This window comes from Cellulomonas gilvus ATCC 13127 (assembly GCF_000218545.1).
Lineage (GTDB): Bacteria > Actinomycetota > Actinomycetes > Actinomycetales > Cellulomonadaceae > Cellulomonas > Cellulomonas gilvus.
Genome location: NC_015671.1, coordinates 1,590,204 through 1,612,952, shown reverse-complemented (window position 1 = coordinate 1,612,952; position 22,749 = coordinate 1,590,204). Strand labels below are relative to the sequence as shown.

At 74.3% G+C, this 22,749-nt stretch carries 24 protein-coding genes; 10 read left to right on the top strand and 14 right to left on the bottom strand.

What is annotated here, in order from left to right; all coding sequences use genetic code 11:
- The 5 genes from CELGI_RS07470 to CELGI_RS07450 all read left to right on the top strand — a co-directional run bounded on the left by CELGI_RS07470 (position 1) and on the right by CELGI_RS07450 (position 3,433).
- On the top strand, positions 1–693 hold the full coding sequence (locus tag CELGI_RS07470; protein WP_013883514.1) for a type 1 glutamine amidotransferase: 693 nt from the start codon (positions 1–3) through the stop codon (positions 691–693).
- Positions 690–1,370, top strand: coding sequence for an NUDIX hydrolase (locus CELGI_RS07465; RefSeq protein WP_013883513.1), 681 nt, complete (start codon positions 690–692; stop codon positions 1,368–1,370). Before CELGI_RS07470 ends, CELGI_RS07465 begins: the two co-directional genes overlap by 4 nt.
- Positions 1,367–2,272, top strand: coding sequence for an aminoglycoside phosphotransferase family protein (locus CELGI_RS07460; RefSeq protein WP_013883512.1), 906 nt, complete (start codon positions 1,367–1,369; stop codon positions 2,270–2,272). Before CELGI_RS07465 ends, CELGI_RS07460 begins: the two co-directional genes overlap by 4 nt.
- 189 nt (positions 2,273–2,461) lie before the next feature.
- Complete coding sequence (locus CELGI_RS07455) at positions 2,462–2,929, top strand: hypothetical protein (RefSeq protein ID WP_013883511.1); 468 nt, start codon at positions 2,462–2,464, stop codon at positions 2,927–2,929.
- 78 nt (positions 2,930–3,007) lie between these two features.
- Positions 3,008–3,433, top strand: coding sequence for a DUF1801 domain-containing protein (locus CELGI_RS07450; RefSeq protein WP_013883510.1), 426 nt, complete (start codon positions 3,008–3,010; stop codon positions 3,431–3,433).
- A 7-nt stretch (positions 3,434–3,440) separates the two neighbouring features.
- On the opposite strand, the gene CELGI_RS07445 is transcribed toward CELGI_RS07450, so the two are convergent.
- The 4 genes from CELGI_RS07445 to CELGI_RS07430 all read right to left on the bottom strand — a co-directional run bounded on the left by CELGI_RS07445 (position 3,441) and on the right by CELGI_RS07430 (position 8,850).
- The gene (locus CELGI_RS07445) at positions 3,441–4,349 is read right to left on the bottom strand and encodes an endo alpha-1,4 polygalactosaminidase (RefSeq protein WP_013883509.1); all 909 of its coding nucleotides are present in this window, start codon (positions 4,347–4,349) and stop codon (positions 3,441–3,443) included.
- A gap of 52 nt (positions 4,350–4,401) precedes the next feature.
- Positions 4,402–5,646: a BaiN/RdsA family NAD(P)/FAD-dependent oxidoreductase gene (locus CELGI_RS07440; RefSeq protein ID WP_013883508.1), complete on the bottom strand. Its 1,245-nt coding sequence runs from the start codon at positions 5,644–5,646 to the stop codon at positions 4,402–4,404.
- Between the two features lie 106 nt (positions 5,647–5,752).
- Positions 5,753–8,500 carry an aconitate hydratase AcnA gene (acnA, locus tag CELGI_RS07435; protein WP_013883507.1) on the bottom strand — a complete coding sequence of 916 codons (2,748 nt, stop codon included), beginning with the start codon at positions 8,498–8,500 and terminating at the stop codon, positions 5,753–5,755.
- A gap of 194 nt (positions 8,501–8,694) precedes the next feature.
- Positions 8,695–8,850 carry a hypothetical protein gene (locus CELGI_RS07430; protein WP_013883506.1) on the bottom strand — a complete coding sequence of 52 codons (156 nt, stop codon included), beginning with the start codon at positions 8,848–8,850 and terminating at the stop codon, positions 8,695–8,697.
- A gap of 206 nt (positions 8,851–9,056) precedes the next feature.
- Here CELGI_RS07430 and CELGI_RS16440 point away from each other — a divergent pair, with 206 nt between their 5' ends.
- Entirely contained in the window at positions 9,057–10,952 is a 1,896-nt protein-coding gene (locus tag CELGI_RS16440; protein WP_013883505.1) for a carboxypeptidase regulatory-like domain-containing protein, read from the top strand.
- 50 nt (positions 10,953–11,002) lie between these two features.
- On the opposite strand, the gene CELGI_RS07420 is transcribed toward CELGI_RS16440, so the two are convergent.
- Entirely contained in the window at positions 11,003–12,244 is a 1,242-nt protein-coding gene (locus tag CELGI_RS07420) for a class I SAM-dependent RNA methyltransferase (RefSeq protein WP_013883504.1), read from the bottom strand.
- Positions 12,237–14,237: an APC family permease gene (locus CELGI_RS07415; RefSeq protein ID WP_013883503.1), complete on the bottom strand. Its 2,001-nt coding sequence runs from the start codon at positions 14,235–14,237 to the stop codon at positions 12,237–12,239. The genes CELGI_RS07420 and CELGI_RS07415 overlap by 8 nt, the downstream gene beginning before the upstream one ends.
- Before the next feature lie 116 nt (positions 14,238–14,353).
- Here CELGI_RS07415 and CELGI_RS07410 point away from each other — a divergent pair, with 116 nt between their 5' ends.
- Both CELGI_RS07410 and CELGI_RS07405 read left to right on the top strand, forming a co-directional pair.
- Positions 14,354–15,004, top strand: a complete 651-nt coding sequence (locus CELGI_RS07410; RefSeq protein WP_013883502.1) for a potassium channel family protein — start codon at positions 14,354–14,356, stop codon at positions 15,002–15,004.
- Positions 15,001–15,708: a potassium channel family protein gene (locus CELGI_RS07405; protein ID WP_013883501.1), complete on the top strand. Its 708-nt coding sequence runs from the start codon at positions 15,001–15,003 to the stop codon at positions 15,706–15,708. Before CELGI_RS07410 ends, CELGI_RS07405 begins: the two co-directional genes overlap by 4 nt.
- Here the strand turns inward: CELGI_RS07405 and CELGI_RS07400 are convergent.
- The 4 genes from CELGI_RS07400 to dut form a co-directional block, all read right to left on the bottom strand.
- Positions 15,650–16,435 (bottom strand): DUF3159 domain-containing protein, encoded by a 786-nt coding sequence (locus CELGI_RS07400; RefSeq protein ID WP_013883500.1) that lies wholly within the window; start codon positions 16,433–16,435, stop codon positions 15,650–15,652. The two genes, CELGI_RS07405 and CELGI_RS07400, sit on opposite strands and share 59 nt — an antisense overlap.
- Positions 16,428–16,796, bottom strand: coding sequence for an OB-fold nucleic acid binding domain-containing protein (locus CELGI_RS07395; protein WP_013883499.1), 369 nt, complete (start codon positions 16,794–16,796; stop codon positions 16,428–16,430). Before CELGI_RS07395 ends, CELGI_RS07400 begins: the two co-directional genes overlap by 8 nt.
- Positions 16,793–17,524 (bottom strand): DUF3710 domain-containing protein, encoded by a 732-nt coding sequence (locus tag CELGI_RS07390; protein ID WP_013883498.1) that lies wholly within the window; start codon positions 17,522–17,524, stop codon positions 16,793–16,795. Before CELGI_RS07390 ends, CELGI_RS07395 begins: the two co-directional genes overlap by 4 nt.
- A gap of 102 nt (positions 17,525–17,626) precedes the next feature.
- Positions 17,627–18,103: a dUTP diphosphatase gene (dut, locus tag CELGI_RS07385; protein WP_013883497.1), complete on the bottom strand. Its 477-nt coding sequence runs from the start codon at positions 18,101–18,103 to the stop codon at positions 17,627–17,629.
- Between the two features lie 72 nt (positions 18,104–18,175).
- Between dut and CELGI_RS07380 the strand changes: the two genes are divergently transcribed.
- Positions 18,176–18,670, top strand: a complete 495-nt coding sequence (locus CELGI_RS07380; protein WP_013883496.1) for a DUF3093 domain-containing protein — start codon at positions 18,176–18,178, stop codon at positions 18,668–18,670.
- An 82-nt stretch (positions 18,671–18,752) separates the two neighbouring features.
- On the opposite strand, the gene CELGI_RS07375 is transcribed toward CELGI_RS07380, so the two are convergent.
- The 3 genes from CELGI_RS07375 to CELGI_RS07365 all read right to left on the bottom strand — a co-directional run bounded on the left by CELGI_RS07375 (position 18,753) and on the right by CELGI_RS07365 (position 20,717).
- A complete protein-coding gene (locus CELGI_RS07375) occupies positions 18,753–19,052 on the bottom strand; it encodes a DUF4193 domain-containing protein (protein ID WP_013883495.1) in 300 nt (99 codons plus the stop codon).
- 161 nt (positions 19,053–19,213) lie between these two features.
- Positions 19,214–20,065: an inositol monophosphatase family protein gene (locus CELGI_RS07370; protein ID WP_013883494.1), complete on the bottom strand. Its 852-nt coding sequence runs from the start codon at positions 20,063–20,065 to the stop codon at positions 19,214–19,216.
- 22 nt (positions 20,066–20,087) lie between these two features.
- Positions 20,088–20,717, bottom strand: coding sequence for a trimeric intracellular cation channel family protein (locus tag CELGI_RS07365; RefSeq protein WP_041574147.1), 630 nt, complete (start codon positions 20,715–20,717; stop codon positions 20,088–20,090).
- 106 nt (positions 20,718–20,823) lie between these two features.
- Here CELGI_RS07365 and sepH point away from each other — a divergent pair, with 106 nt between their 5' ends.
- Positions 20,824–22,029, top strand: coding sequence for a septation protein SepH (sepH, locus tag CELGI_RS07360; protein WP_013883492.1), 1,206 nt, complete (start codon positions 20,824–20,826; stop codon positions 22,027–22,029).
- A gap of 7 nt (positions 22,030–22,036) precedes the next feature.
- Here the strand turns inward: sepH and CELGI_RS07355 are convergent, their stop codons facing one another.
- A complete protein-coding gene (locus tag CELGI_RS07355; RefSeq protein ID WP_013883491.1) occupies positions 22,037–22,726 on the bottom strand; it encodes a thymidine kinase in 690 nt (229 codons plus the stop codon).
- Positions 22,727–22,749 lie beyond the last annotated feature (23 nt).

Sequence of the window (22,749 nt, the reverse complement as noted above, 5' to 3'; positions counted from 1 at the left end):
ATGCGTCCCGTCCTGGTGCTCACGCACGCGGCGTACGAGGGCCCGGGCCTGATCGGGCCCGCCCTCGACGCGCCGCTGCGTGTGCGCACCGTCGTCGACGCCACGCAGCCCGCGCTGCCCGCGCTCGACGACGTCTCGGGCGTGGTCGTGATGGGCGGCGCGATGGACGCCGACGACGACCTGCACCACCCGGGGCTGCCCGCCGAACGCGCGCTGCTCGCCGACGCGGTCGCGGCCGACGTGCCGGTGCTCGGCGTGTGCCTGGGTGCGCAGCTGCTCGCGATGGCGCTCGGCGGGACGCTCCTGCGCCGCCACGGGACCGAGATCGGGTTCGGCCCCGTCGACGTGCACGCCGACGACCCGGTGCTGGGTGCGCTCGGTCCGCGACCGACGGTCCTGCACTGGCACTCCGACGCGGTCTCGCTCCCGCCGGGCGCGACGCTGCTCGCCTCGACGCCGGCGACGCCGGTGCAGGCCTTCCGCCAGGGCAGCGCGCTCGGGCTGCAGTTCCACCTCGAGCTCGAGCCCGCGATGCTCGCGCTGTGGCTCGCGACCCCCGAGATGGCCGCAGACCTGTCCGACGACGAGCTCGACGCACTGCGCGCGGACGGTGAGCGGCACCTGCCCACGCTCGTCCCCGCGGCCCGCGCTGCGGTCGCCGCGTTCGCCGACCAGGTCCGGCGGCGGGGATGACGGCCGGGGACGGCACGGGAGCCCGCGCCGACCTCGAGCGGCTCGTGCGCGAGGGTGTGGCCTGGCCCACGGGCCCCGGGCGGATGCTGCATGACCCGGCCCGCGCGCGTCGCGCCGCGGTGCTCGTGCTGTTCGGCGTCCTCGACTCGGCGCCCGCGCACCACGACGCGCAGCGCGTGCCGGCCGACCTCGACGTGCTGCTGCACCGGCGCGCCGCGACGCTCGGTCACCACCCGGGTCAGGTCGCGTTCCCCGGCGGCGGCATCGACCCGCAGGACGCCGGCCCGCGTGAGGCCGCGGTCCGCGAGGCGGTCGAGGAGACGGGCCTGGACCCCACGGGCGTCGACGTCCTGGGCACGCTGGCGGACGTGCCGCTGCCCGTGAGCGACAACCTCGTCACACCGGTCGTCGCGTGGTGGACGCGTCCCTCACGCGTGGCCGCGGTCGACCACACCGAGGCCGTGGACGTGTTCCGCACGCCCGTGGCCGACCTGCTCGACCCCGCCCGCCGCGGCGTCGTCGAGCACCCCGGCGTGCGCGGCACCCTGCGCACGCCCGCGTTCCTGCTGGACGACGACGTGCTGGTGTGGGGCTTCACGGCCTTCGTGCTCTCGGTCATGTTCGACCGCCTGGGCTGGTCGGTGCCGTGGGACCAGGCGCGGACGCTGGTCCCGTGACGGGCCCGGTCGCGGGCCCCCGCCATCCCAAGATCGAGGTCGGCGTGGACGCCGAGCTGGCTCGCGCTCTGCTGCGCGAGCAGCATCCGGACCTCGCGGACCTGCCGCTGCACCACCGCGTCCACGGCTGGGACAACGTCACGTGGCGGCTCGGCGAGGAGCTGGCGTTGCGCTTCCCGGTCCGCGAGCTCTCGGCGCCGCTGATCGAGCGCGAGCAGGTGTGGCTCGGGCACCTGGCGTCGCTCCTGCCCGTGCCCGTGCCTGTCCCGGTGCGCCGCGGCACGCCGTCGGGCGCCGCGCCCTACCCGTGGCCGTGGTCCGTCGTGCCGTGGCTGCCCGGCACGATGCTCGCGTCGGTGCCGGTCGAGGAGCGCCGCGCGTGCGCGGACACTCTGGCGGAGACGCTCGCCGCGCTTCACGTCCCCGCGCCGCCCGACGCGCCCGTCAACCCGTTCCGGGGCGTCCCGCCCGCGACGCGGGACGACGTGGTGGCCGCACGCCTCACCGCCGACCTCCCGCACGCCGACGTGCTGCGCGCCGCGTGGGCCGACGCGCTCGCCGCACCCGCGCGCACGGCCGCACCGGTCTGGGTGCACGGCGACCCGCACCCCGCGAACCTGCTCGCGCACGACGGCCGGCTGTCCGGCCTGCTCGACTTCGGCGACCTGTGCTCGGGCGACCCCGCGAGCGACCTGGCGACCGCGTGGATGTCGTTCGACGCCGTCGGTCGCGCCAGGTTCGTCGCCCGCACGCAGGAGCTGCGCGCGCACGACGACGCGACGTGGCGCCGCGCCCGGGGATGGGCCGCGGCGATGGTGCCGACGCTCCTGGCGCATCCCGACGAGTACCCGCTGCTGGCCGCGGTGGGTCGGCACACCGCCGCGCAGCTCGCCGCCGCCTGACCTCCTCCGGCACGTCCGGCGGCGCGCCCCGGGGCGCCGATGTATGCAGGTGTGCATGTGACCTGGCACACGTGTGCCCTTGGTCCCACGCAAGGCGCCCAGGCGTCCGCCACGATCGGTTGTGCGAGCCGACGAAGGTTCGCCGGGGAGGAAGCTCCCCCGTCACCGAGGGATCACGAAGGACACACGATGTCGACCACCCCGACCGCCAACAAGTCCGGTCTCGTCCGCCTGTTCGCACTCATCACCGTCATCTTCGGCGCCGTCTTCTTCGTCGCCGGCGCCGCCACCTGGATCGCCGTCTCGACGAACCTCAAGGCCGAGAAGATCACCGTCTCCGAGGACGCCACCTTCGCGGGCGGCACCGTCGACACGCCGTGGGAGGCCTTCTCGCAGGCGGACATCATCAAGCACCACGCGCTCGACGCGACCGGCGGCAAGACCTACGCCGAGCTCGACCGTGAGGACCCGCTGCGCGAGGTCGCGATGAACGGCTCCTTCCTGCGCGCCTCGCTCTTCACCTCGGTCGTCGCCTTCGGCGTCGCGCTGCTGGTGATGGGCCTCGGCGTGGTGCTCGCCCTCGTGGGGCTGGCCCTGCGCAAGCTGACGCCCGCCGTGGCGACGACGACCGAGCGGACCACGCCGATCACGGCCTGATCTCCGCTCCACCCAGGCCCCCTCGCCCGTTCCCCCCGGGCGAGGGGGCCTTCGTCGTCCCCGGGGCACACTGGTGCCATGGCCGACGCCGTGACGCGACCCACCGACGCCGACCCCGTCGCGTTCGTCGACGCGGTCGGCCACCCCGTGCGGCGCCGTGACGCGCACACGCTGCTCGCGCTGTACGCACGCGTGACCGGGCAGCCTGCCGTGATGTGGGGCCCGTCGATCGTCGGGTTCGGCACCTACCGCTACCGGTACGCCTCCGGGCGCACCGGTCAGGCGCCCGCAGCCGGGTTCTCCCCTCGCGCCGCGGCGACGACGCTCCACCTCCCCATGGGCGTCGAGGACCTGGCGGCGGACCTGGACGCGCTCGGCCCGCACCGGCGCACCGTGTCGTGCGTGCACGTCACGGACCTCACGCGGCTCGACGCCGAGGTGCTGGAACGCGTCGTCGCCCGCGGCTACGCCGCGGTCCGGGCCGCCTGGCCCGAACCTGCCTGACAGCGTCTCAGCCGCACGGCCGGAAGACGCTCCCGTCGAGCGCGAGCGAGAACCGCACGGCGTTCATCCGCAGCGTGCGAGCCCGGTCGCACATCCCCGCGGTGCTGCGGTACTCGGCGACGAAGACGGGCTTGCCCGCGGCCACCACGGGCTTGAGCAGGTGGCACTCGCGGTACTGGAAGCACTGCTCGTCGAGCACGCCGTCGACGTACGGCAGCAGGCGCCGCACCTGGTCGAGGTCGTTCTTGAGCAGCACGCTCATCCCGTACGCGCGGGCGTTGTTGAACATGAACTGGTTGAACACCAGCTGGTCGCGCGCGGTCAGCGGGAAGCCCGGGTCGTTGCGGTAGGCGTCCATGTTGTCCCACTCGACCGTGTCGAACCCCTTGGCCCGGCACATCGCGAGCCGCGCGTTCATGATCCGGGCGAGCCGGCTGTCGGCGCGCTGCACGTCCCGCACGTCGAGCCAGCGCTCCCCCGGCCAGTCGTCCAGGCGCGCCCCCAGGAGCGACCTCGGGAACCGCGCGGCATCCGGACGCCACTTCTCCCACGTCCCGCCCGAGACGTAGCAGACGACCTTGCGACCCGCGGCGTGCATCGCGGCGACGTCCGTGCGGGTCGCCTCGAACCCGTCCACGTCGAGCATCGTGACGGCGCGGTACGGCGCGCGCGGGACGGTCTTGATCTGCCAGTCCCACGTGGTGCGGACGCGCGGCCGCCACGCGTCCGGCGCACGGACCACGGGCGGGTCCAGCCGCGCGCCGCCCGTCCGGACCGCGGCGGGTCCGCCGGCGTCCGCGCCGCCCGGGGCGCCAGGGGCGTCCGTCGCGGACGCGGCCGACGGTCCGACCAGCCCCACCAGCGTCGCGAGCAGGGTCAGGACGAGCGCCGTGCGGGCCGAGCGGTGCGTGATCACCCGGTGATGGTCGCACGCGCACGACGCGGCGACGCACCCCGCCCGCCCCACGTCACCGGTCGAGCCAGGCGAGGGCGCCCCGGGCCGCGAGGACTCCCGTGCCGAAGCACGCCTGGAGCAGGTAGCCGCCCGTGGGCGCCTCCCAGTCGAGCATCTCGCCCGCGAGGAACGTGCCGGGCACACGGCGCAGCATCAGCGCGTCGTCGACCTCATCCCACACCACACCGCCCGCGCTCGAGATCGCCCGGTCGATCGGCATGGTCGCGGTGACCTCCAGCGGCACGGCCTTGGCCAGGGCCGCCGCGGCCTCGGGATCGCGCGGCACGGGCCCGCCCAGGGCCTCCCGCAGGACCGCCGCCCCGACGGCGTCGAGCCCGAGCCCACGCCGCAGCCACGACGAGACCGAGTCGCGTGCGCGTCCGCCCCGCAGACGCGCAGCGAGCCGGTCCACCGTCTGGTCGGGCCGCAGGTCCACCTCGAGCACGGCGCGGCCGTCGGCGTCCAGCGCCGAGCGCACCGCCGCGCCGACCGCGTACACGGGCCCGCCCTCGACGCCGCTGCGCGTCACCATCGCGTCGCCGCGTGCGCTCACCCCGGGCCTGCCGCGCACGCCGACCGCGACGTTCTTGAGCGGCGTGCCCGCGAAGCGCCGGGCGAACTCCTCGCTCCACGTGACGCGCACACCCACGTTGGCCGCGCGCAGCGCCGCGACGCGGACACCCCGCGCCTCGAACGGGACCACCCAGCCGCCGTCCGCGCCGAGCCGCGGCCACGACGCTCCCCCGAGCGCGAGCACCGTGACGTCGCCGCGCACTTCGCTCGTCGTGCCGTCCGCGCTCTCGAGGCGCAGGCCCGCTCCGTCGTCGGACCACCCGGTCCAGCGCTGCCGGCGCTCGAGCCGCACGCCCAGGTCGCCCAACCGGGCCAGCCACGCGCGCACCAGCGGCGTCGCGCGGAACGACTGCGGGAACACACGCCCGCTCGTCCCGACCACGGTCGGTTCGCCGAGCGCGGCGCACCAGTCGCGCAGGTCCTGCGGGCCGAAGGCCTCGAGCGCGGGCGCGATCCGCTCGGCGGCGTCGCCGTACCGTGACAGGAAGCGGTCCGGCTCCTCGGTGTGCGTGAGGTTGAGCCCGCCGTGGCCGGCCAGCAGGAGCTTGCGCGGCACGGACGGCATCCGGTCGTGCACCGTGACCGTCACACCGGCGCGCGCGAGGACCTCCGCCGCCATGAGTCCGGCGGGTCCACCGCCGATCACGTGCGCGGTGCGCGGGCTCGGGCGTGAGGGCGTCGGCACCCGGAGAACCTAGCCCACCGGCGCGCTGCGTGGCTGCCCGCGCACACGGGTGAGGCCCGCCCCCGCGCGTGTGCGGAGACGGGCCTCGACGGCCGTGCGGGACTGGTCAGGCCACGCCCGCGACCTGACGCAGGACGTACTGCAGGATGCCGCCGTTGCGGTAGTAGTCGGCCTCGCCGGGCGTGTCGATCCGCACGACCGCGTCGAACGCGACGACGGTGCCGTCCGCCTTCGTGGCGGTCACCGCGACCGTGCGCGGCGTGACGCCCTCGTTGAGCGCGGTCACGCCCGCGATGTCGAACGTCTCGGTGCCGTCCAGGCCGAGCGAGTCCGCGGACTCGCCCTCGGGGAACTGCAGGGGCAGCACGCCCATCCCGATGAGGTTGGACCGGTGGATACGCTCGAACGACTCCGTGATCACGGCACGCACGCCCAGCAGGCGCGTGCCCTTGGCCGCCCAGTCGCGCGACGAGCCCGATCCGTACTCCTTGCCGCCGAGCACCACGAGCGGGACGCCCGCGGCCTGGTACGCCGCCGACGCGTCGTAGATCGTCGTGTCCTCGCCCGTGAGCAGGTTCTTGGTGAACCCGCCCTCGACACCCGGCACCAGCTGGTTGCGCAGCCGGATGTTCGCGAACGTGCCACGGATCATGACCTCGTGGTTGCCGCGGCGCGACCCGTAGGAGTTGAAGTCGCGCCGGTCCACGCCGTGCGCGGCCAGGTAGACGCCCGCGGGGCTGTCCGCCTTGATCGAGCCCGCGGGGCTGATGTGGTCGGTGGTCACCGAGTCGCCGAGCTTCGCGAGCACGCGTGCGCCCGTGATGTCGGTGACCGGCTCGGGCGTGGCACCCATGCCCTCGAAGTACGGAGGCTTGCGGACGTAGGTGGACTCCGGGTCCCACGAGAAGACGTTCCCCTCGGGGGTGTCCAGCCCGCGCCACCGCTCGTCGCCCGAGAACACGTCGGCGTAGTCGGCCTCGAACATGGTGCGGTCGATCGACGCGTCGATCGTCGCCTGCACCAGCTCGGGCGTCGGCCAGATGTCGCGCAGGAACACCGGGTGCCCGTCCTCGGTCCGGCCCAGCGGGTCGGACTCGAAGTCGAAGTCCATGGTCCCGGCGAGCGCGTACGCGATGACCAGCGGCGGCGACGCGAGGTAGTTCATCTTGATGTCCGGGTTGATCCGGCCCTCGAAGTTGCGGTTGCCGGACAGGACCGCCGCGACCGCGAGGTCGTGCTCCTGCACCGCGGCCGAGACCTGCTCGTCGAGCGGGCCCGAGTTGCCGATGCACGTGGCGCAGCCGTAGCCGACCAGGTGGAAGCCGAGCTTCTCGAGGTAGGGCCACAGACCCGCACGCTCGTAGTAGTCGGTGACCACCTGCGAGCCGGGCGCCATCGACGTCTTGACCCACGGCTTGACCTGCAGGCCGCGCTCGACCGCGTTCTTGGCGAGCAGCGCCGCCGCGAGCATGACCGACGGGTTGGACGTGTTGGTGCAGGACGTGATCGACGCGATCGCGACCGCGCCGTGGAACAGCTCGAACTGCCGCCCTTCGCTGTCGGTCACGGAGTGCGTGCGCGTCGCGGACGACGAGATCGCGGGCGAGTCGGACGCCGGGAACGACTCCCGCTCGGCCTCGTCGGTGGCGAGCGCCACCTCGGGCGCATACGTCGGCAGGTCGCGCTGGAACTGCTCCTTGGCCCGCGACAGCTCGATGCGGTCCTGCGGTCGCTTGGGACCGGCGATCGAGGGCACCACGGTCGACAGGTCGAGCTCGAGGTACTCCGAGAACACCGGCTCGGTGTAGCCGGGCGCCGTCGGGTCGAGCCACAGGCCCTGCTCCTTGGCGTAGGCCTCGACCAGCGCGAGCTGCTCGGCCGAGCGGCCCGTCAGACGCAGGTAGTCGATGGTCACGCCGTCGATCGGGAAGATCGCGACGGTCGAGCCGAACTCGGGGCTCATGTTGCCGATCGTGGCGCGGTTGGCCAGCGGCACCGCCGCGACGCCCTCGCCGTAGAACTCGACGAACTTGCCGACGACGCCGTGCTGGCGCAGCTTCTGCGTGATGGTGAGCACCACGTCCGTCGCGGTCACGCCGGCGGGGATGTTCCCCGTGAGCTTGAAGCCGACGACGCGCGGGATGAGCATCGACACCGGCTGGCCGAGCATCGCCGCCTCGGCCTCGATGCCTCCGACGCCCCACCCGAGCACGCCCAGGCCGTTGACCATCGTCGTGTGCGAGTCGGTGCCCACGCACGTGTCGGGGTAGGCCTTGCCGTCGCGCACCATGACACCGCGCGCCAGGTACTCGATGTTGACCTGGTGCACGATGCCGGTGCCGGGCGGGACGACCTTGAAGTCGTCGAACGCGGTCTGTCCCCAGCGCAGGAACTGGTACCGCTCGCGGTTGCGCTGGTACTCGAGCTCGACGTTGCGCTCGAACGCGTCCGCGCGGCCTGCGACGTCGATCTGCACCGAGTGGTCGATCACCATCTCGGCAGGCGCGAGCGGGTTGATGCGCTCCGGGTCACCGCCCAGGTCGGCGACCGCCTCGCGCATGGTCGCGAGGTCGACCACGCACGGGACGCCCGTGAAGTCCTGCATGATCACGCGCCCGGGCGTGAACTGGATCTCCGTGTCCGGCTGTGCGTCGGGGTCCCACGCCGCGAGCGCCCGGATGTGCGCCGCGGTGATGTTGGCACCGTCCTCGGTGCGCAGCAGGTTCTCGGCGAGCACCTTGAGGCTGAACGGGAGGCGCTCCAGGCCCGGGACGGCCGACAGGCGGTACACCTCGTAGGCGGCGGACCCGACGTCCAGGGTCCCCTTCGATCCGAAGCTGTCGACAGTGCTCACAGGCGCTCCTTCAGGCGAGTCGGCCGGGGTTCGTGTGGGGGCCCCAGACCGCGGTGCGGCGACGCGTGAAGCCTACGGCTCGTGGCGTCAGGATTTATCTCGACATCAAGATACATGCCCGGGCGTCGCCTCCGCACCTCTGCCCGGTGAGCGCGCCGGGGGCGGTCCGGCGCCCGCCCCCGGCGGAGGGCGGCTCAGGCGCCCTTGGCCTCCTCGGCCGCCTTGCGCTCGGCCTCGACCGCGCGCTGGTGCGCGCGCGCGTCGTACTCAGGCGTCCCCTGCTTGTGCAGCTCCTCGGTCGCGTGCCGACGAGCCTCGGCCAGCTTGTGCTCCACGTCGTGCTCGGCCATCTCGGTCTCCTCCCGCGGCGCGACCCGCCGGCTCCCCGGCGCGGGAGCCCCCGGACGGGTCCGTCGGTCCCACGCTAGGCGCGCGTACCGGGCGGCGCACGACAGCGGCATCACCACGACGTGGACATACCGGCCGAACCGCCCGACCGGGCCCCTAGCCTGGCGCCGCGCCGCGGTCGGGCGGCGCCGTGACCACCGGAGGACCCGTGAGCCCCGTGAGTGCCTCGAGCACCGCAACCGCACCGTCCCAACCCCTGGCGGGAGCCCTGCCGCCGAGGCGCCTGCGCCGGCTCGCCCTCGCAGTCGTCGGCCTGCTCGTCGCGACGCTCCTGCCGGCGGTCGCTCCCGCCGGCGCCGCGGAGACGATCGCGCTGAGCGGCCGCGTGACCGACGAGTCGGGCGTCGCGATCTCGGGGCTCCAGATCACCGTGTACCCCTCCTACCGCTCGACCCGCACCGCGGCCGACGGCACCTACCGGCTCACGGGGCTGGTCCCCGGGCAGTGGCAGGTCGCGGCCGACGACCACGTCGAGGACCGTGACCTGTGGCGCCGCCAGTACTGGGACGGGACGCAGGGCGTCGAGTCCTACGTGTCCTTCGCCTCAGGCTCCGCGGAGCTCGCGGGGGTGGACTTCCACCTCCGCCCGAACGCGGGCATCGCGGGCCGGGCCGTCGACGAGACGGGAGCGCCGCTGCCCTTCGTCGAGTGGACCGCCTACCGCTGGGACGACGACGAGCAGGGCTGGCAGGGCCGGCGGTACGGCCCGCAGGTGACCGACGCCGAGGGTCGCATGTGGTCCGTCGCACAGCCGGGATCGGTCTGGCGGCTCTGCTTCGCCGACGAGTGGTACCAGACGACGTCCGAGGTCCTCGACGTGCCGTGGACGCCCGAGGTGCGGCACCAGACCGGGTGCTGGAACGCGGCCGGCAAGCCCGGTGTGCGACTGCAGGACGCGGACGACATGGTCTTCACCGCGCTCGGTCAGCGGGTGGCCGCGACCGTCACGATGCCGACGCTCGGCCGGTCGATCGCGCCCGCCCAGCCGTGGATCAGCGGCGGCTCGGACGTCGGGGCCACGCTCCGCGCGCACGCCGGCACCTGGGCGCCGTCCGACGTGCGGCTGAGCTACCGCTGGTACACCACGACCAGCACGGACACGCTCCTCGAGGGCCTGGGCGGCACGGGCCCCACGTTCGCGACGACGAGCGCGCACCGGCACGAGTACGTGTGGCTCGAGGTCACGGCCACGCGGCCCGGCCACGCGCCCATGTCGTCGCGGACCATGATCCCCGTCGGGCAGCCCGCGCCGCGCGTGACCAGCCCGCTGCGCATCACGGGCACGCCCGCGCCCGGGCGGACGCTGGTCGCCTCGCACGGCACCGCCACGCCGAGCACCACCACCACGACGTACGCCTGGTTCGTGGACGGCATCCGCGCGGGATCGGGTCCGACGTTCGCGCTCGCACCGGAGCACCGGGAGTCCGTGGTCGAGGTGCGGGCCGAGCTGTACGAGCCGACCGGCGGCGTCCTGCGCGACCGCGTCGCGGTGCGTGTGCCCGGGCTGCCGTTCACCGCCGCCCCCAGCCCGACCGTCGCCGGGTCCGCCGTGGTCGGATCGACGCTCACCGCGTCGGTCGGCACCTGGGCGCCCTCCCCCACCTCGCTGAGCTACCAGTGGCTGCGCGGCGACGTCGCGATCCCGGGCGCCACCGCGCGCTCCTACCGGCTCACGGCCGTGGACCGCGGCGCGCAGGTGCGCGTGCGGGTCACCGCGAGCCGACCGTCGTACGAGCCGACGAGCCGCACGTCGTCGGCCACCGCTGCCGTGCGCGGCGTCCTGACCGCACCGACCCCGACGGTGTCCGGCGTCCGCCGCGTGGGCGCCCGACTCACGGCGGTCACGGGCACGTGGCGCCCGTCGCCCGTCGCGCTGTCCTACCAGTGGTACCGCAACGGCCGTGCGATCACGGGCGCCCGGGCGGCGACCTACGTGCTCAAGGCCGCGGACCGCGGCATGCGCATCGAGGTCAAGGTGACCGGGCGCAAGGAGGGGTACGTCACCGCCGCGCGGCGCTCGGCGAAGACCGTGGCGATCGGCTAGCAGCGCGGGGTGGGCGCGGCCGGCCCGTGCCCACCCCCGGCTGCGGGCCGTCAGCGCGTCAGGACGGCGACCGCCTCGACGTGGTGCGTCATCGGGAACAGGTCGTACCCGTCGAGCTCGGCCAGGCCGTAGCCGGCCTCGCCCAGCAGTGCGACGTCGCGCGCGAGGGCCGCGGGGTCGCACGCCACGTACACGATGCGCTCGGGCCGCAGCGCGGTCACCGCGTCGACGACCTTGCGCCCGGCGCCCGCGCGCGGCGGGTCGAGCACGACGACGTCCGCGTGCACCACGCCGGAGCCCGCGTCCTGGTCGCCGCGCAGCACGCGCGTCACGTCGCCCACGTGCAGCTCGACGTTGGACCGGTCGTGCAGGTTGCGCCGCGCGTCACGCACCGCACGCGCGTCACCCTCGACGCTCACCACCGTGCCGTCCGCCACCGCGTCGGCGAGCGGTGCGGTGAACAGCCCCGCACCCGCGTACAGGTCGAGCACGGCCGCGCCCGTGACGTCGCCGACGCCCCGCAGCACGGCCTCGACGAGCGTCCCGGCCGCCTCGCGGTGGACCTGCCAGAACCCCGCCGCGGCCACGCGGTAGACGTGCTCGCGGTCCCCGACGGTGACGACCTCGCGCACCGAGGTGCGGGCGTTGGGACGCGTGTCGGGACGACGACGGCCCAGGTCGTACGGCTCGCCGTCGACGAGCACGATGGGGCGGTCGCCGCCCACGGGCGCGACGGCCTCGATGTGCGCGCCCGCGTGCCAGCGGCGCTCGAACAGCCCGAGCTCGGCGATCGCGTCGACCGCGAGCGGCATCGCGTCGAGCGCGACCACGTCGTGCGAGCGGTGGCGCCGCATGCCGGCCCGCCCCGCGGCGTCCGCGACCAGGTCGATCCGCGTGCGCCAGGCCAGGCCGCCGCGCTCGTCGTCGCCCGGCAGCGCACGCACCGTGACGTCACGGTCGACGCGACCCAGGCGCTGCAGCTGTTCGCGCAGCACCGCGGCCTTCCACGCGCGCTGCGCGGGCAGCGCGACGTGCGCGAGCTCGCCACCGCCGACGCCCCCCGGACCCGCCTGCGGCCACGCGCTCGGCACACGGTCGGGCGAGGCGTCGAGCACCTCGACCGCGTCGGCGCGCCAGAACTTCGCGTCGGGCTCGGCATCCGTCAGGAGCGCGCGCACGCGTTCGCCCGGCAGCGTGTGCCGCACGAACACCACGCGACCCTCGTGCCGCGCCACGCAGTGCCCTCCGTGCGCGACGGGTCCGATCTCGAGCTCGACGAGCAGGTCAGCCACGGGGCACCGTCCTTCGCACAGGGTCTTCGAGGCCGGTCTGCCCCGCGGACGAGGCGAGCTGCCACGGCACGGAGGCGACCACGACGCCCGGGGTGAACAGCAGACGTCCCTTGAGCCGCAGCGCGCTCTGGTTGTGCAGCAGCTGCTCCCACCAGTGGCCCACCACGTACTCGGGGATGTAGACCACGACGAGGTCCCGCGGGCTGTCCCGCCGGATCGAGCGCACGTACTGCAGCACCGGCCGCGTGATCTCGCGGAACGGCGAGTCGAGGACGCGCAGCGGCACGGGCAGGTCCATCGCGTCCCACTGCGCGCGCAGGCGCTCGACGTCCTCCTCGTCGACCCCGACGGTGACGGCCTCGAGCTCCTGCGGACGCGACGCACGTGCGTAGGCGATCGCGCGCATGGTCGGCCGGTGCAGGTGCGAGACGAGCACGATCGCGTGCACGCGGCTCGGCAGCGCGCGTGCCGCGTCGGCGTCCTCGCCCAGCGCCAGCTCGGTGCGGACGGTCCGATAGTGCCGGTTGATGGCCTGCATGAGCACGAACACCACGACCATCGCGATGATCGCGATGTAGGCGCCGTGCGTGAACTTGGTGATCAGGACGACGACGAGCACCGTGCCCGTCATGCCGAGGCCGATCGCGTTGACGACGCGCGAGCGCTTCATGCGGCTGCGCTCGCCCGGGTTCGGCTCGGTGCGCAGCTCGCGCGTCCAGTGCCGGACCATGCCGAGCTGGCTGAGCGTGAAGGACACGAACACGCCCACGATGTACAGCTGGATCAGCCGCGTGACCTCGGCGTCGAACGCCCAGATCAGGCCGATGGCCACGACCGCGAGCGTGAGGATGCCGTTCGAGTACGCCAGGCGGTCGCCGCGCGTGTGCAGCTGCCGCGGCAGGAAGCCGTCCCGCGCCAGGATCGAGCCGAGCACGGGGAACCCGTTGAACGCGGTGTTGGCCGCGAACACCAGGATGAGCCCGGTGACGATCGCGACGACCGCGACGAGCACCGGCGCACCGTCGAACACGGACTTGGCGATCTGGGCGATCACGGGGTGCTGCTCGTAGCCCTCACCCACCGGCACGCCGTCACGCAGGAGCTGCTCGGCGGGCCGGTCGGCGAACTTCACGCCCGTGGCGCGCGCGAGCATGAGGATCGTCATGATCATGACGATCGAGAGGCCGCCCAGCAGCGCCAGCGTGGTCGCCGCGTTCTTCGACTTGGGCTTCCGGAACGCCGGCACGCCGTTGCTGATCGCCTCGACACCCGTGAGCGCCGCGCAGCCCGAGGCGAACGACCGCAGGATCAGGAAGAAGCCCGCGAGCCCGACGAGGCCCTGCTCGAACCCGGCCTCGGGTGCCACGTCCAGGCCCGCGCTCTCGGCCATCGGCAGGTCCCCGCTCAGGTACCGCACGGCGCCGAACACCGCGATCAGCCCGATCGCCAGCATGAAGAGGTAGACGGGGATCGCGAACGCGGTCCCGGACTCCTTGACGCCGCGCAGGTTGATCAGCGTGAGCACCACGACGAGCGCGATCGCGAACGGGGTCTCGTGGCCCCGCAGCGCGGGGAACGCGGCGGCGGCGTACTGCGCGCCCGAGGAGATCGAGACCGCGACCGTGAGGATGTAGTCGACCAGCAGCGCGCTCGCGACCGTCACGCCCGCCTTGGCGCCCAGGTTGACGGTCGCGACCTCGTAGTCACCGCCGCCCGACGGGTACGCACGCACGTTCTGCCGGTAGCTCGCGACCACCGTGAGCATGACGATCGCCACGGCCACGCCCACCCAGGGCGAGATCGTCAACGCCGAGAGCCCGGCGATCGAGAGCGTCAGCAGGATCTCGTCGGGCGCATAGGCCACCGAGGAGAGCGCATCCGACGCGAAGACGGGAAGCGCGATGCGCTTCGGCAGGAGCGTGTGGCCGAGGTTGTCGCTGCGGACAGGACGTCCGAGCAACAACCGTTTGGCGGCATCCGCGATGTCCGACACGAGGCACCATCGTAGGGCCGCGCCGCGACCACCGCGCACAGCCGCCCCGTGGGACGTGCGGAGGCGTGCCCGCGACGCTCGGGGGTATAGCGTGACCGACCGTGCACTTCGTCATCATGGGCTGCGGCCGCGTCGGTGCGAGCCTCGCGCAGACGCTCGAGGAACACGGCCACTCGGTGGCCGTGATCGACCAGAACCCCGAGGCCTTCCGCAGGCTGCCGGGTGAGTTCGCCGGTCACAAGGTCACGGGCCTCGGGTTCGACCGCGACACCCTCATCAAGGCGGGCATCGACGACGCGTTCGGCTTCGCGGCCGTCGCCGACGGTGACAACTCGAACATCCTGGCCGCGCGGGTCGCGCGCGAGACCTACGGGATCGAGAACGTCGTGGCGCGCATCTACGACCCGCACCGTGCCGAGATCTACCAGCGGCTCGGCATCCCCACCGTCGCGACGGTGCGCTGGACGGCGCACCAGGTCCTGCGGCGGCTGCTGCCCATGGGCGCGACCGACGAGTTCCGCGACTCCTCGGGTCAGATCACGCTCGCGCAGGTCGACGTGCACCGCGGGTGGGTGGGACGCACGCTCGTCACGCTCGAGGAGGCCTCGGGCGCCCGCGCGGCGTACCTGACGCGGTACGGGGACGCGGTCCTGCCCACCGCCGCGACCGTGCTGCAGGAGAACGACATCGTGCACGTCCTGGTCCGCGTGGACGACATCGCCCACGTCGAGCGCGTGCTCACCGCCGAGCCGGAGGTCACCGAGTGAGGGTCGTCATCGCCGGGGCGGGCTCCGTGGGCCGCTCCATCGCCCGCGAGCTGCTGGCGCACGAGCACGAGGTCACGCTCATCGACCGCCAGCCGACCGCGATGCGGGTCGCGCAGGTCGCCGAGGCCGACTGGCTGCTCGCCGACGCGTGCGAGCTGCCGACGCTGCGCGAGGCGCGCACCGCCGAGTGCGACGTCATGGTCGCCGCGACCGGCGACGACAAGGCGAACCTGGTGATCTCGCTGCTCGCCAAGACCGAGTTCGGCGTGCCGCGCACGGTCGCGCGCGTGAACAACCCGAAGAACGAGTGGATGTTCGACGAGGCGTGGGGCGTCGACGTCGCGGTCTCCACGCCGCGCATCATGACCGCCATGGTCGAGGAGGCCGTCGCCGTCGGCGACCTGGTGCGGATCTTCACGTTCCATCAGTCGGGCGCCGACATCCTGGAGATCACGCTGCCCGACGACGCGCCGCTGGTCGGGGTGCGCGTCGGTCAGGTCGCCTGGCCCACCGACGTGGTGCTCGCGTGCATCGTGCGTGACGGCAGGCCGCTGGCGCCGAGCGTGGACGACACGCTCGAGGGACGCGACGAGCTGCTGTTCGTGACCGGCCGGGACGCCGACGAGGGTGCGCTCGACGCGCTGCTCATGAACCGTCAGGCGCCGGCCGGTGCTGCCGCGCCGGACGCACCAGCACCCAGCTGATCCACAGGACGAGCGCCGTGAGCGGCACGCCCATCGCGAGCTTCGCGGTGCCGAGCCACGCCACGTCGTCGTTCAGGTACAGCGGCACCTGCACCGCGAGGCGCACCGCGAACATCGCGACCCACGGGAGCGTGGCGAGCGTGTAGGTGCGGCGCAGCGCGGGGTCGTGCCGCCACGCGACGACGTTCCGCCACGGCCCGCCGCCCAGCGGGCCGTCGGCGGAGAACATCCCCATGACGAGCCCGACGAGCGGCCAGCCGACGAGCACGGTGGCCAGCGTGCCGATCAGGTAGGCGACGTTGACCAGCAGGCCGTACGCGAAGTAGTCGGCCGCGTCGCCCGTCCGCCACGCCCACACCACGCCGATCGCCACGCCGATCACGCCCGACAGCGCGTGCGTCACGGGTGTGCGCTGCGCGAGCCGCACCAGCACCGCGGCGACCGCGGCCCCGCCCGCGGCGACCAGCGCGGGCGTCAGCCGCTGACCGGCGACCAGGTACACCACGACGAACAGCAGCCCGGGCGCGACGGACTCGACCACGCCGCGCGCGCCCCCGACCGCATCGGACGCGGAGAACTTCTCGGACGCGAGCACGCGCATACCGCGCGCTCCGCCCTCGTCCGGCGGGACGGCGTCGTCCACGACCTCGAGCACGTCCTCGGGGACGTGCCGGGCCGCGCCGTCAGGCGTCCCACCGGGGCCGTGCGACGGCGGGACCTCACTCACCCGGACGGGCCCGCAGCTCGTACCGGGGGTTGAAGACGGTGCGCCGCCCCTCGACCTGGCACACCAGCCCGTCGACCATGAGGCGACGGCCGGGCGCGATCCCCGCGATCTCCCGGCGGCCGAGCCAGACGAGCGCGAGCGACCCGCTGCCGTCGTACAGCTCGGCCTCGAGCGCAGGCACCCCGTCGCGCGGCCGGAACGTGACCGACCGGATGACGCCGCTCACCTTCGCGCGCGAGCGCAGCGGGAGCTTGTCGACCGCGGTGCACCCGACGGCGCGCCGCGCGTCCGCCCGCTCCTCGTCGGCCTCGATCTGGGCCTGCGAGGCGGCGAGCTGCCGCAGCCGTTCCTTGAGGCTCATCGGGTCTCCGTGATCTCCGGTCCACGCGTCAGCGGGTCGAATGACGGCTCCGCCGGAGCGTCCTCGTCCGTGGCCGCCGGGGCGGCGGGTCCGGGCAGGCGCAGCGCCAGCAGGTCGCGCGGTGGCCGCGCCTCGCCACCCCGCACCACGACCGTGTCCCGGAAGACCTGCTCGAGCACGCCGGCGGCGCCCGGCTCGACCGCGGCCCGGCCGGTCACGACACCGCGCAGGAACCAGCGGGGCCCGTCGACGCCGAGGAAGCGCGCGGGTCGGTGACCCGTCCGCCCCTCGGGCGTGCGTGCGGGCAGCCGCGCCAGCAGTTCGCGGCCGAACGGACCCGGCAGGTCGTCGGCCGCGCCACCCTGCGCGACCACCGACTGCTGGATCTCGCCACGGATCTCGTCCCAGATGCCCTCGGTCCGGGGGGCCGCGTACGCCTGCAGCTGCAACGTCGAGCCGTCGACCGTGACCGAGGCGGACGAGACGACGTTCGTCGTCTTGTCGATCTCCATGCGCAGCTCCATGCCCGGCACGCCGGGGATGCGCAGCGCGCCCAGGTCGACGCGGGGCTGGTCACCCGCCTCGTCGGCCGAGTCCCAGGGGCCCTGCGTCCGCACGGCCTCGCGCGGCAGGTCGTCCGACCCGCTCGTCTCCTCGGCCTCGACGACCGCGTCGTCGACGATCTCGGGCTCGTCATCCGTCCTGGGACGGCGGCGGAACATGGCCACCAGCTCAACTCCTCCTGGGACGTCTCAGCGCCCCGCCCTGTCGCGCGGCCCGCGGCCGCACGGCACTCCTCGTTCGACAGTAGCCCGCCGCGCGCCGCAGTCCTAGCCGGCGTCCACACGTGCCGCGGCCCAGCCGCCGCTCGACCCGAAGCCGCCCTCGCCGCGGTGCGACCCGGGCAGCCGCTCGACCTCCACGAACCGCACGCGCTCGACACGCTGCACCACGAGCTGCGCCACCCGGTCGCCGCGGTGCAGCTCGACCGCGTGCTCGGTGTCGGTGTTGAGCAGCGTCACCGCGATCTCGCCGCGGTAGCCCGCGTCGACGGTGCCGGGTGCGTTCACGATCGTCAGCCCGTGGCGGGCCGCGAGGCCCGACCGCGGGTGCACGAACGCCGCGTAGCCGTCGGGCAGCGCGATCGCGACCCCGGTGGGCACCGTGACGCGCCCTTGCGGCGGGATCGTCACGTCCACGCGCGTCAGCAGGTCGGCCCCCGCGTCACCCGGGTGGGCGTACGCGGGTGCGGGCAGCTCGGGGTCGAGCAGCTGCAGCAGGACCTCGAGGGGCGCGTCGCTCGTCACGGGCCCCGACCCTACCGGGCCAGGCGCGCACGCCGGCCCCCCGCGGGCTGCGGACGGTGCGATCCTGGGGCCATGGTGACGCCCGAGCCTGCACGCTCCCCCGCCCCCACGCCCGCCGCCGCCGGGCAGTACGCCGCGCGGTTCGACGAGGCGCTCCGGCCCGGCCCGTGGGGCTGGGTGGGTGTCGCGGCGTTCGCAGGCGCGCTGGGCGTCTCGCTGTACCCGGTGGACCTGACGCTCGCGCTCGTCGTCGCGGCGCTCGCACTGGCGGCGGGTGTCGCGCTGCTTGTCCGCACCACGCCTCACGTCCGCGTGACGGGCGACGAGCTCCACGCGGGTGCCGCGCACGTCCCCCTCGCGCTGCTGCGCGAGCCCCGGGCGCTCACCGGCCCGGACCTGCGCCACGCACTGGGCCCCGGCCTGGACGCGCGCGCGCACGTGTGCCTGCGCGGGTGGATCCGGTCGGCCGTGCGCGTCGAGCTCGCGGACCCGCAGGACCCGACGCCGTACTGGATCGTCTCGACGCGTCGCCCCGACGAGCTCGTCGCCGCACTGCACGCGCGGTGACCCCGGGGACGACATGACGGCCGCCCCGTGTCGCGGGACGGCCGTCGGGCGTGACCGGGACGCGGTCACGGGTGGGGTCGGGTCAGGCGGCGCACTCCGAGCACACCTGCTGGCCGTCGCGCTCGTACGCGAGCTGGCTGCGGTGGTGCACCAGGAAGCAGCGCGAGCACGTGAACTCGTCCGCCTGGCGGGGCAGGACGCGGACCGAGAGCTCCTCGCCCGACAGGTCCGCGCCCGGGAGCTCGAACCCTTCGGCGGCTTCCGTCTCGTCCTCGTCCACCACGCCCGAGTTCTTGTCAGCGCGGCGCGCCTGGAGCTCCTGGAGCGAGTCCTCGCTCAGGTCCTCCTCGGTCTTGCGCGGGGCGTCGTAGTCGGTAGCCATGTGTGGCGTCACACTCCGTCTTGGGCTGGGCTGATGTGTACGCGTGATCAATGCGTCGCTGGAGCTTCTTGTTCCCGCGCGGAGGGGATTGTGCACCACATCCGGCCCGTTGGCTAACGAGCGCTTCCAGGGGCAACGATCACCCGACCGGGTGACGTCACTCAAGCGGTCGCGTCGGCACCGTGTCCCTCCAGGAACGTCACGAGCGCACGCACGGTTCCCGGCGGGCCCGCGACGGTCATGTCCTGCGACGCACCCCGCCCGTTCAGGCCCGTGACCACGGCGCCCGCCTCCTGCGCGACGAGCGCACCGGCCGCGAGGTCCCACGGGGCGAGGCCGCGCTCGAAGTACAGGTCCAGGCTGCCCGAGGCAACCGCACACAGGTCCAGCGCCGCCGACCCCAGCCGACGGATGTCACGCACGCGCGGGAGCAGGTCGGCGACGACGACCGCCTGCGCGCGCCGGCGCTCGGCCAGGTAGCCGAACCCCGTGCCGACCAGGCTCACGTCGAGCGGCTTGTCCTCGCCCACGCGGATCGGCCGGCCGTCGAGCGTCGCGCCCAGGCCCCGGCCCGCCAGGAACGTCCGGCCGTCCGTCGGCGCGTGCACCGCGCCCGCGAGCGCCGTCCACGTCTCGGGGTCGGGCGGCCCGTCGCCCGCAGGCGTCACGACGGCCGCGACGGACACGGACCACGACGCGAGCCCGTACAGGTAGTTCACGGTGCCGTCGATCGGGTCGACCACCCACGTGACGCCCGTCGTGCCGGGCACGTACCCCTGCTCCTCCCCCAGGATCCCGTCCCCGGGCCGCAGCTCGGCGATGCGCCGGCGCAGCAGGTCCTCGGACGCGAGGTCCATCGCGGTCACCACGTCGATCGGGCTCGACTTCGTGGCGTGCACCTCGACCCGGTCGGGCCGGCCCTCGTGCACCAGGCGGCCCGCCTCGTGCGCGAGCGTGCGTGCGACGTCCACGAGCGTGCGGACCAGGGACTCGTCAGGGGTCATGCCGACCATCCTGCCCGGTCCTGCGCGCGCCTCAGCCGCGTCCGCGCCAGGGTCCGGGTGCGTGGAGCTGGAACCGCAGCGCGAGCACACGCAGCGCGAAGATGCCGAGCACGACGGCCGACAGGCTCCACGGGCTGGACACGTCCGCCTCCCACAGCAGCACGGTGAGCGCGGCGCCCGCGAGCGCGGGGATCGCGTACAGCTGGCGGTCGTGCAGCACCACGGGCACCTCGCCCGTGAGCAGGTCGCGCAGCACGCCGCCGCCCGCGCCCGTCATCACGCCCACCAGCACGGCGGCGACGGCCGTGGTGCCGTGCTCGAGGCCCTTGACCGTGCCGACCACCGTGAACACCGCGAGCGCGCCGGCGTCCAGCACGACGATCACGCGGCGGGCCCGCGCGAGCCGCGGGTGGAAGAAGTACATGACGAGCCCGCCGGCCACCGCGGTCGCGATGAGCCGCCAGTCGGAGATGCCCACGGGCGGCACCGCGCCGATCAGCACGTCGCGCAGCATGCCGCCGCCCAGACCGGTGGCCCAGCCGAGGACCAGGATGCCGAACACGTCGAACTGCTTGCGCACCGCCGCGAGCGCACCCGACATCGCGCCGACGAACACGCCGACGACCTCCAGCACCGGTTCGAACGGGATGTCGGGGACCACGCGCGCATCATCGCAGCACGCACTCCGGACGCGGCACACCGTGCCCGCCTCCGGCGATCGGCGCGTCCGGGGTGGCACCCTCGTCGGTGAGTCGTGGGAGGTCGGCATGGATGAGCTCGAGCTGGTGGGTCTGCAGGACGACGGCGAGCACCTGGTGCTCGCGCGCCCGGACGGCCAGCGCTTCCGCGTGCGCATCGACGAGCAGCTGCGCGCCGCGGTGCGGCGCGACCGTCCCCAGCTCGAGCAGCTGCGCGCGGAGAGCGCCGGGTCGCTGAGCCCGCGCGAGATCCAGGCGCGCATCCGGGCGGGCGCGACGACGCAGGAGGTCGCGGACGCGTCGGGCGTGCCGGTCGAGCACGTGCGCCGCTACGAGGGCCCGGTCCTCGCGGAGCGGGAGTACGTCGCCGAGCAGGCGCGTGGCACGCGCGTCGGCAAGGACTCCGGCGCACCCGTGCTCGGCGACCTCGTGACCGATCGCCTCGCGGCGCGCGGCGTGGACCTGTCCTCGCTCTCGTGGGATGCCGCGCGTGAGCAGTCCGGACCCTGGTACGTGCTCGCGCGGTTCACGGTGGACGGCAACCCGCACGAGGCGCGCTGGTCGTTCGACGCGGCCGCACGCGTGCTGGTCGCCGACGAGGACGAGGCGCGGTGGCTGTCCGAGACCGAGCTGCCCGACGAGCCAGTCGCACGTCGCCACCTGGCGGCCGTGCGCGACGTGGTGTTCGACTTCGACTCGGTCGCGACCGGCACCGCCCCGGCGGTGAGCGCCGACGACACGCACGAGCAGCCCGCGGTCGTCGACGCGCGTGAGCGCACCGACGCGCTGCTCGAGGACCTGCGCAGCCGGCGCGGCGTGCGGCAGACGGTCGATCCGGACGACGACGGCGACGGCGAGGACGGCGCGTTCGAGGGCTTCGGGCCGCAGCATGCGTTCGACTTCTCGCGGATCGAGGACGTACCCGGTGCGCACCCCGTGGACGCCGTGCCCGAGCGCGAGGCCGTGGTGCTCGACGTGCACCGCGGCCGTCGGGCGCAGATGCCGCACCTCGAGGTGCACGACCGACCCGCCGACGACGAGGCGCCCGACGTGCCCGACGAGCCCGCTGCGCGGACCGGACGAGCGGTGCCCGCCGTGTCCGTCGACCAGGCTGCGCCCCGAGCCGACGCTCCCGACGACACGCCCGCCGACGCCGCGGACGTCCCGCTCGACGCCGCGGCACAGGCGTCGGCCGACGAGCGCCCGCGGGCGCGCAAGGGCCGGGCCAAGGTGCCCAGCTGGGACGAGATCGTGTTCGGCGCGCGCCCGGAGTAGGACGCGCTCAGACCTCGACGGCCTCGGCGCCCAGCAGGGCGGCCGTGAGCGTCTGCGGGCTCGGGGCGGCCGCACGCGCGGTCGCCGCGGTCATGCGTCGCATGTGGTGCCGGCGGCACAGCACCTCGTACTGCACCTCGTCGGCGGCCTCGGCCGTCCCGTCCGCACCGCCCACGTCACCCACGACCACCTGCGCGCCCTCGACGACCATGCGACCGCCCACCACGCGCGCGTTGTGGGTCGCGCGCGCGCCGCACCAGCACAGCGCGCGGACCTGGAGCACGTCGACGCGGTCCGCGAGCTCGACGAACCGCTGCGCGCCCGGGAACAGCCGGGCCCGGAAGTCGGTCGAGATGCCGAACGCGTACACGTCGACGCCGAGCTCGTCGACCACGCGCGCGAGCTGCTCGACCTGGGCCGCGGTGTAGAACTGCGCCTCGTCGCCGATCAGGTAGTCGACCGGGCGGCCATGGGTCCGGCGCGCGATGACCTCGTGCCAGAAGTCCGTCGCGTCGTCGACCTCGTGCGCCTGCTTGGTCAGGCCCAGGCGCGAGGAGATCGTCGCGGTGCCCGCACGGTCGTGCCGCGTGAACAGCACGCCGTCGCGTCCGCGCGCGGCGTGGTTGTGGTGCATCTGGAGCGCGAGCGTCGACTTGCCGCAGTCCATCGTGCCGGAGAAGAACACCAGCTCGGCCACCGGGGCGGCTCCTGTTCGGTCGT

Coding starts and splice junctions, on each gene's coding strand:
- CELGI_RS07430 (WP_013883506.1), bottom strand. CDS start 8,850: ATGGCCGAGCACGACGTGGAGCACAAGCTGGCCGAGGCTCGTCGGCAC.
- sepH (WP_013883492.1), top strand. CDS start 20,824: ATGGATGAGCTCGAGCTGGTGGGTCTGCAGGACGACGGCGAGCACCTG.
- CELGI_RS07455 (WP_013883511.1), top strand. CDS start 2,462: ATGTCGACCACCCCGACCGCCAACAAGTCCGGTCTCGTCCGCCTGTTC.
- CELGI_RS07380 (WP_013883496.1), top strand. CDS start 18,176: ATGGTGACGCCCGAGCCTGCACGCTCCCCCGCCCCCACGCCCGCCGCC.
- CELGI_RS07375 (WP_013883495.1), bottom strand. CDS start 19,052: ATGGCTACCGACTACGACGCCCCGCGCAAGACCGAGGAGGACCTGAGC.
- CELGI_RS07395 (WP_013883499.1), bottom strand. CDS start 16,796: ATGAGCCTCAAGGAACGGCTGCGGCAGCTCGCCGCCTCGCAGGCCCAG.
- CELGI_RS07450 (WP_013883510.1), top strand. CDS start 3,008: ATGGCCGACGCCGTGACGCGACCCACCGACGCCGACCCCGTCGCGTTC.
- CELGI_RS07410 (WP_013883502.1), top strand. CDS start 14,354: ATGGGCTGCGGCCGCGTCGGTGCGAGCCTCGCGCAGACGCTCGAGGAA.
- CELGI_RS07465 (WP_013883513.1), top strand. CDS start 690: ATGACGGCCGGGGACGGCACGGGAGCCCGCGCCGACCTCGAGCGGCTC.
- CELGI_RS07370 (WP_013883494.1), bottom strand. CDS start 20,065: ATGGTCGGCATGACCCCTGACGAGTCCCTGGTCCGCACGCTCGTGGAC.
- CELGI_RS07470 (WP_013883514.1), top strand. CDS start 1: ATGCGTCCCGTCCTGGTGCTCACGCACGCGGCGTACGAGGGCCCGGGC.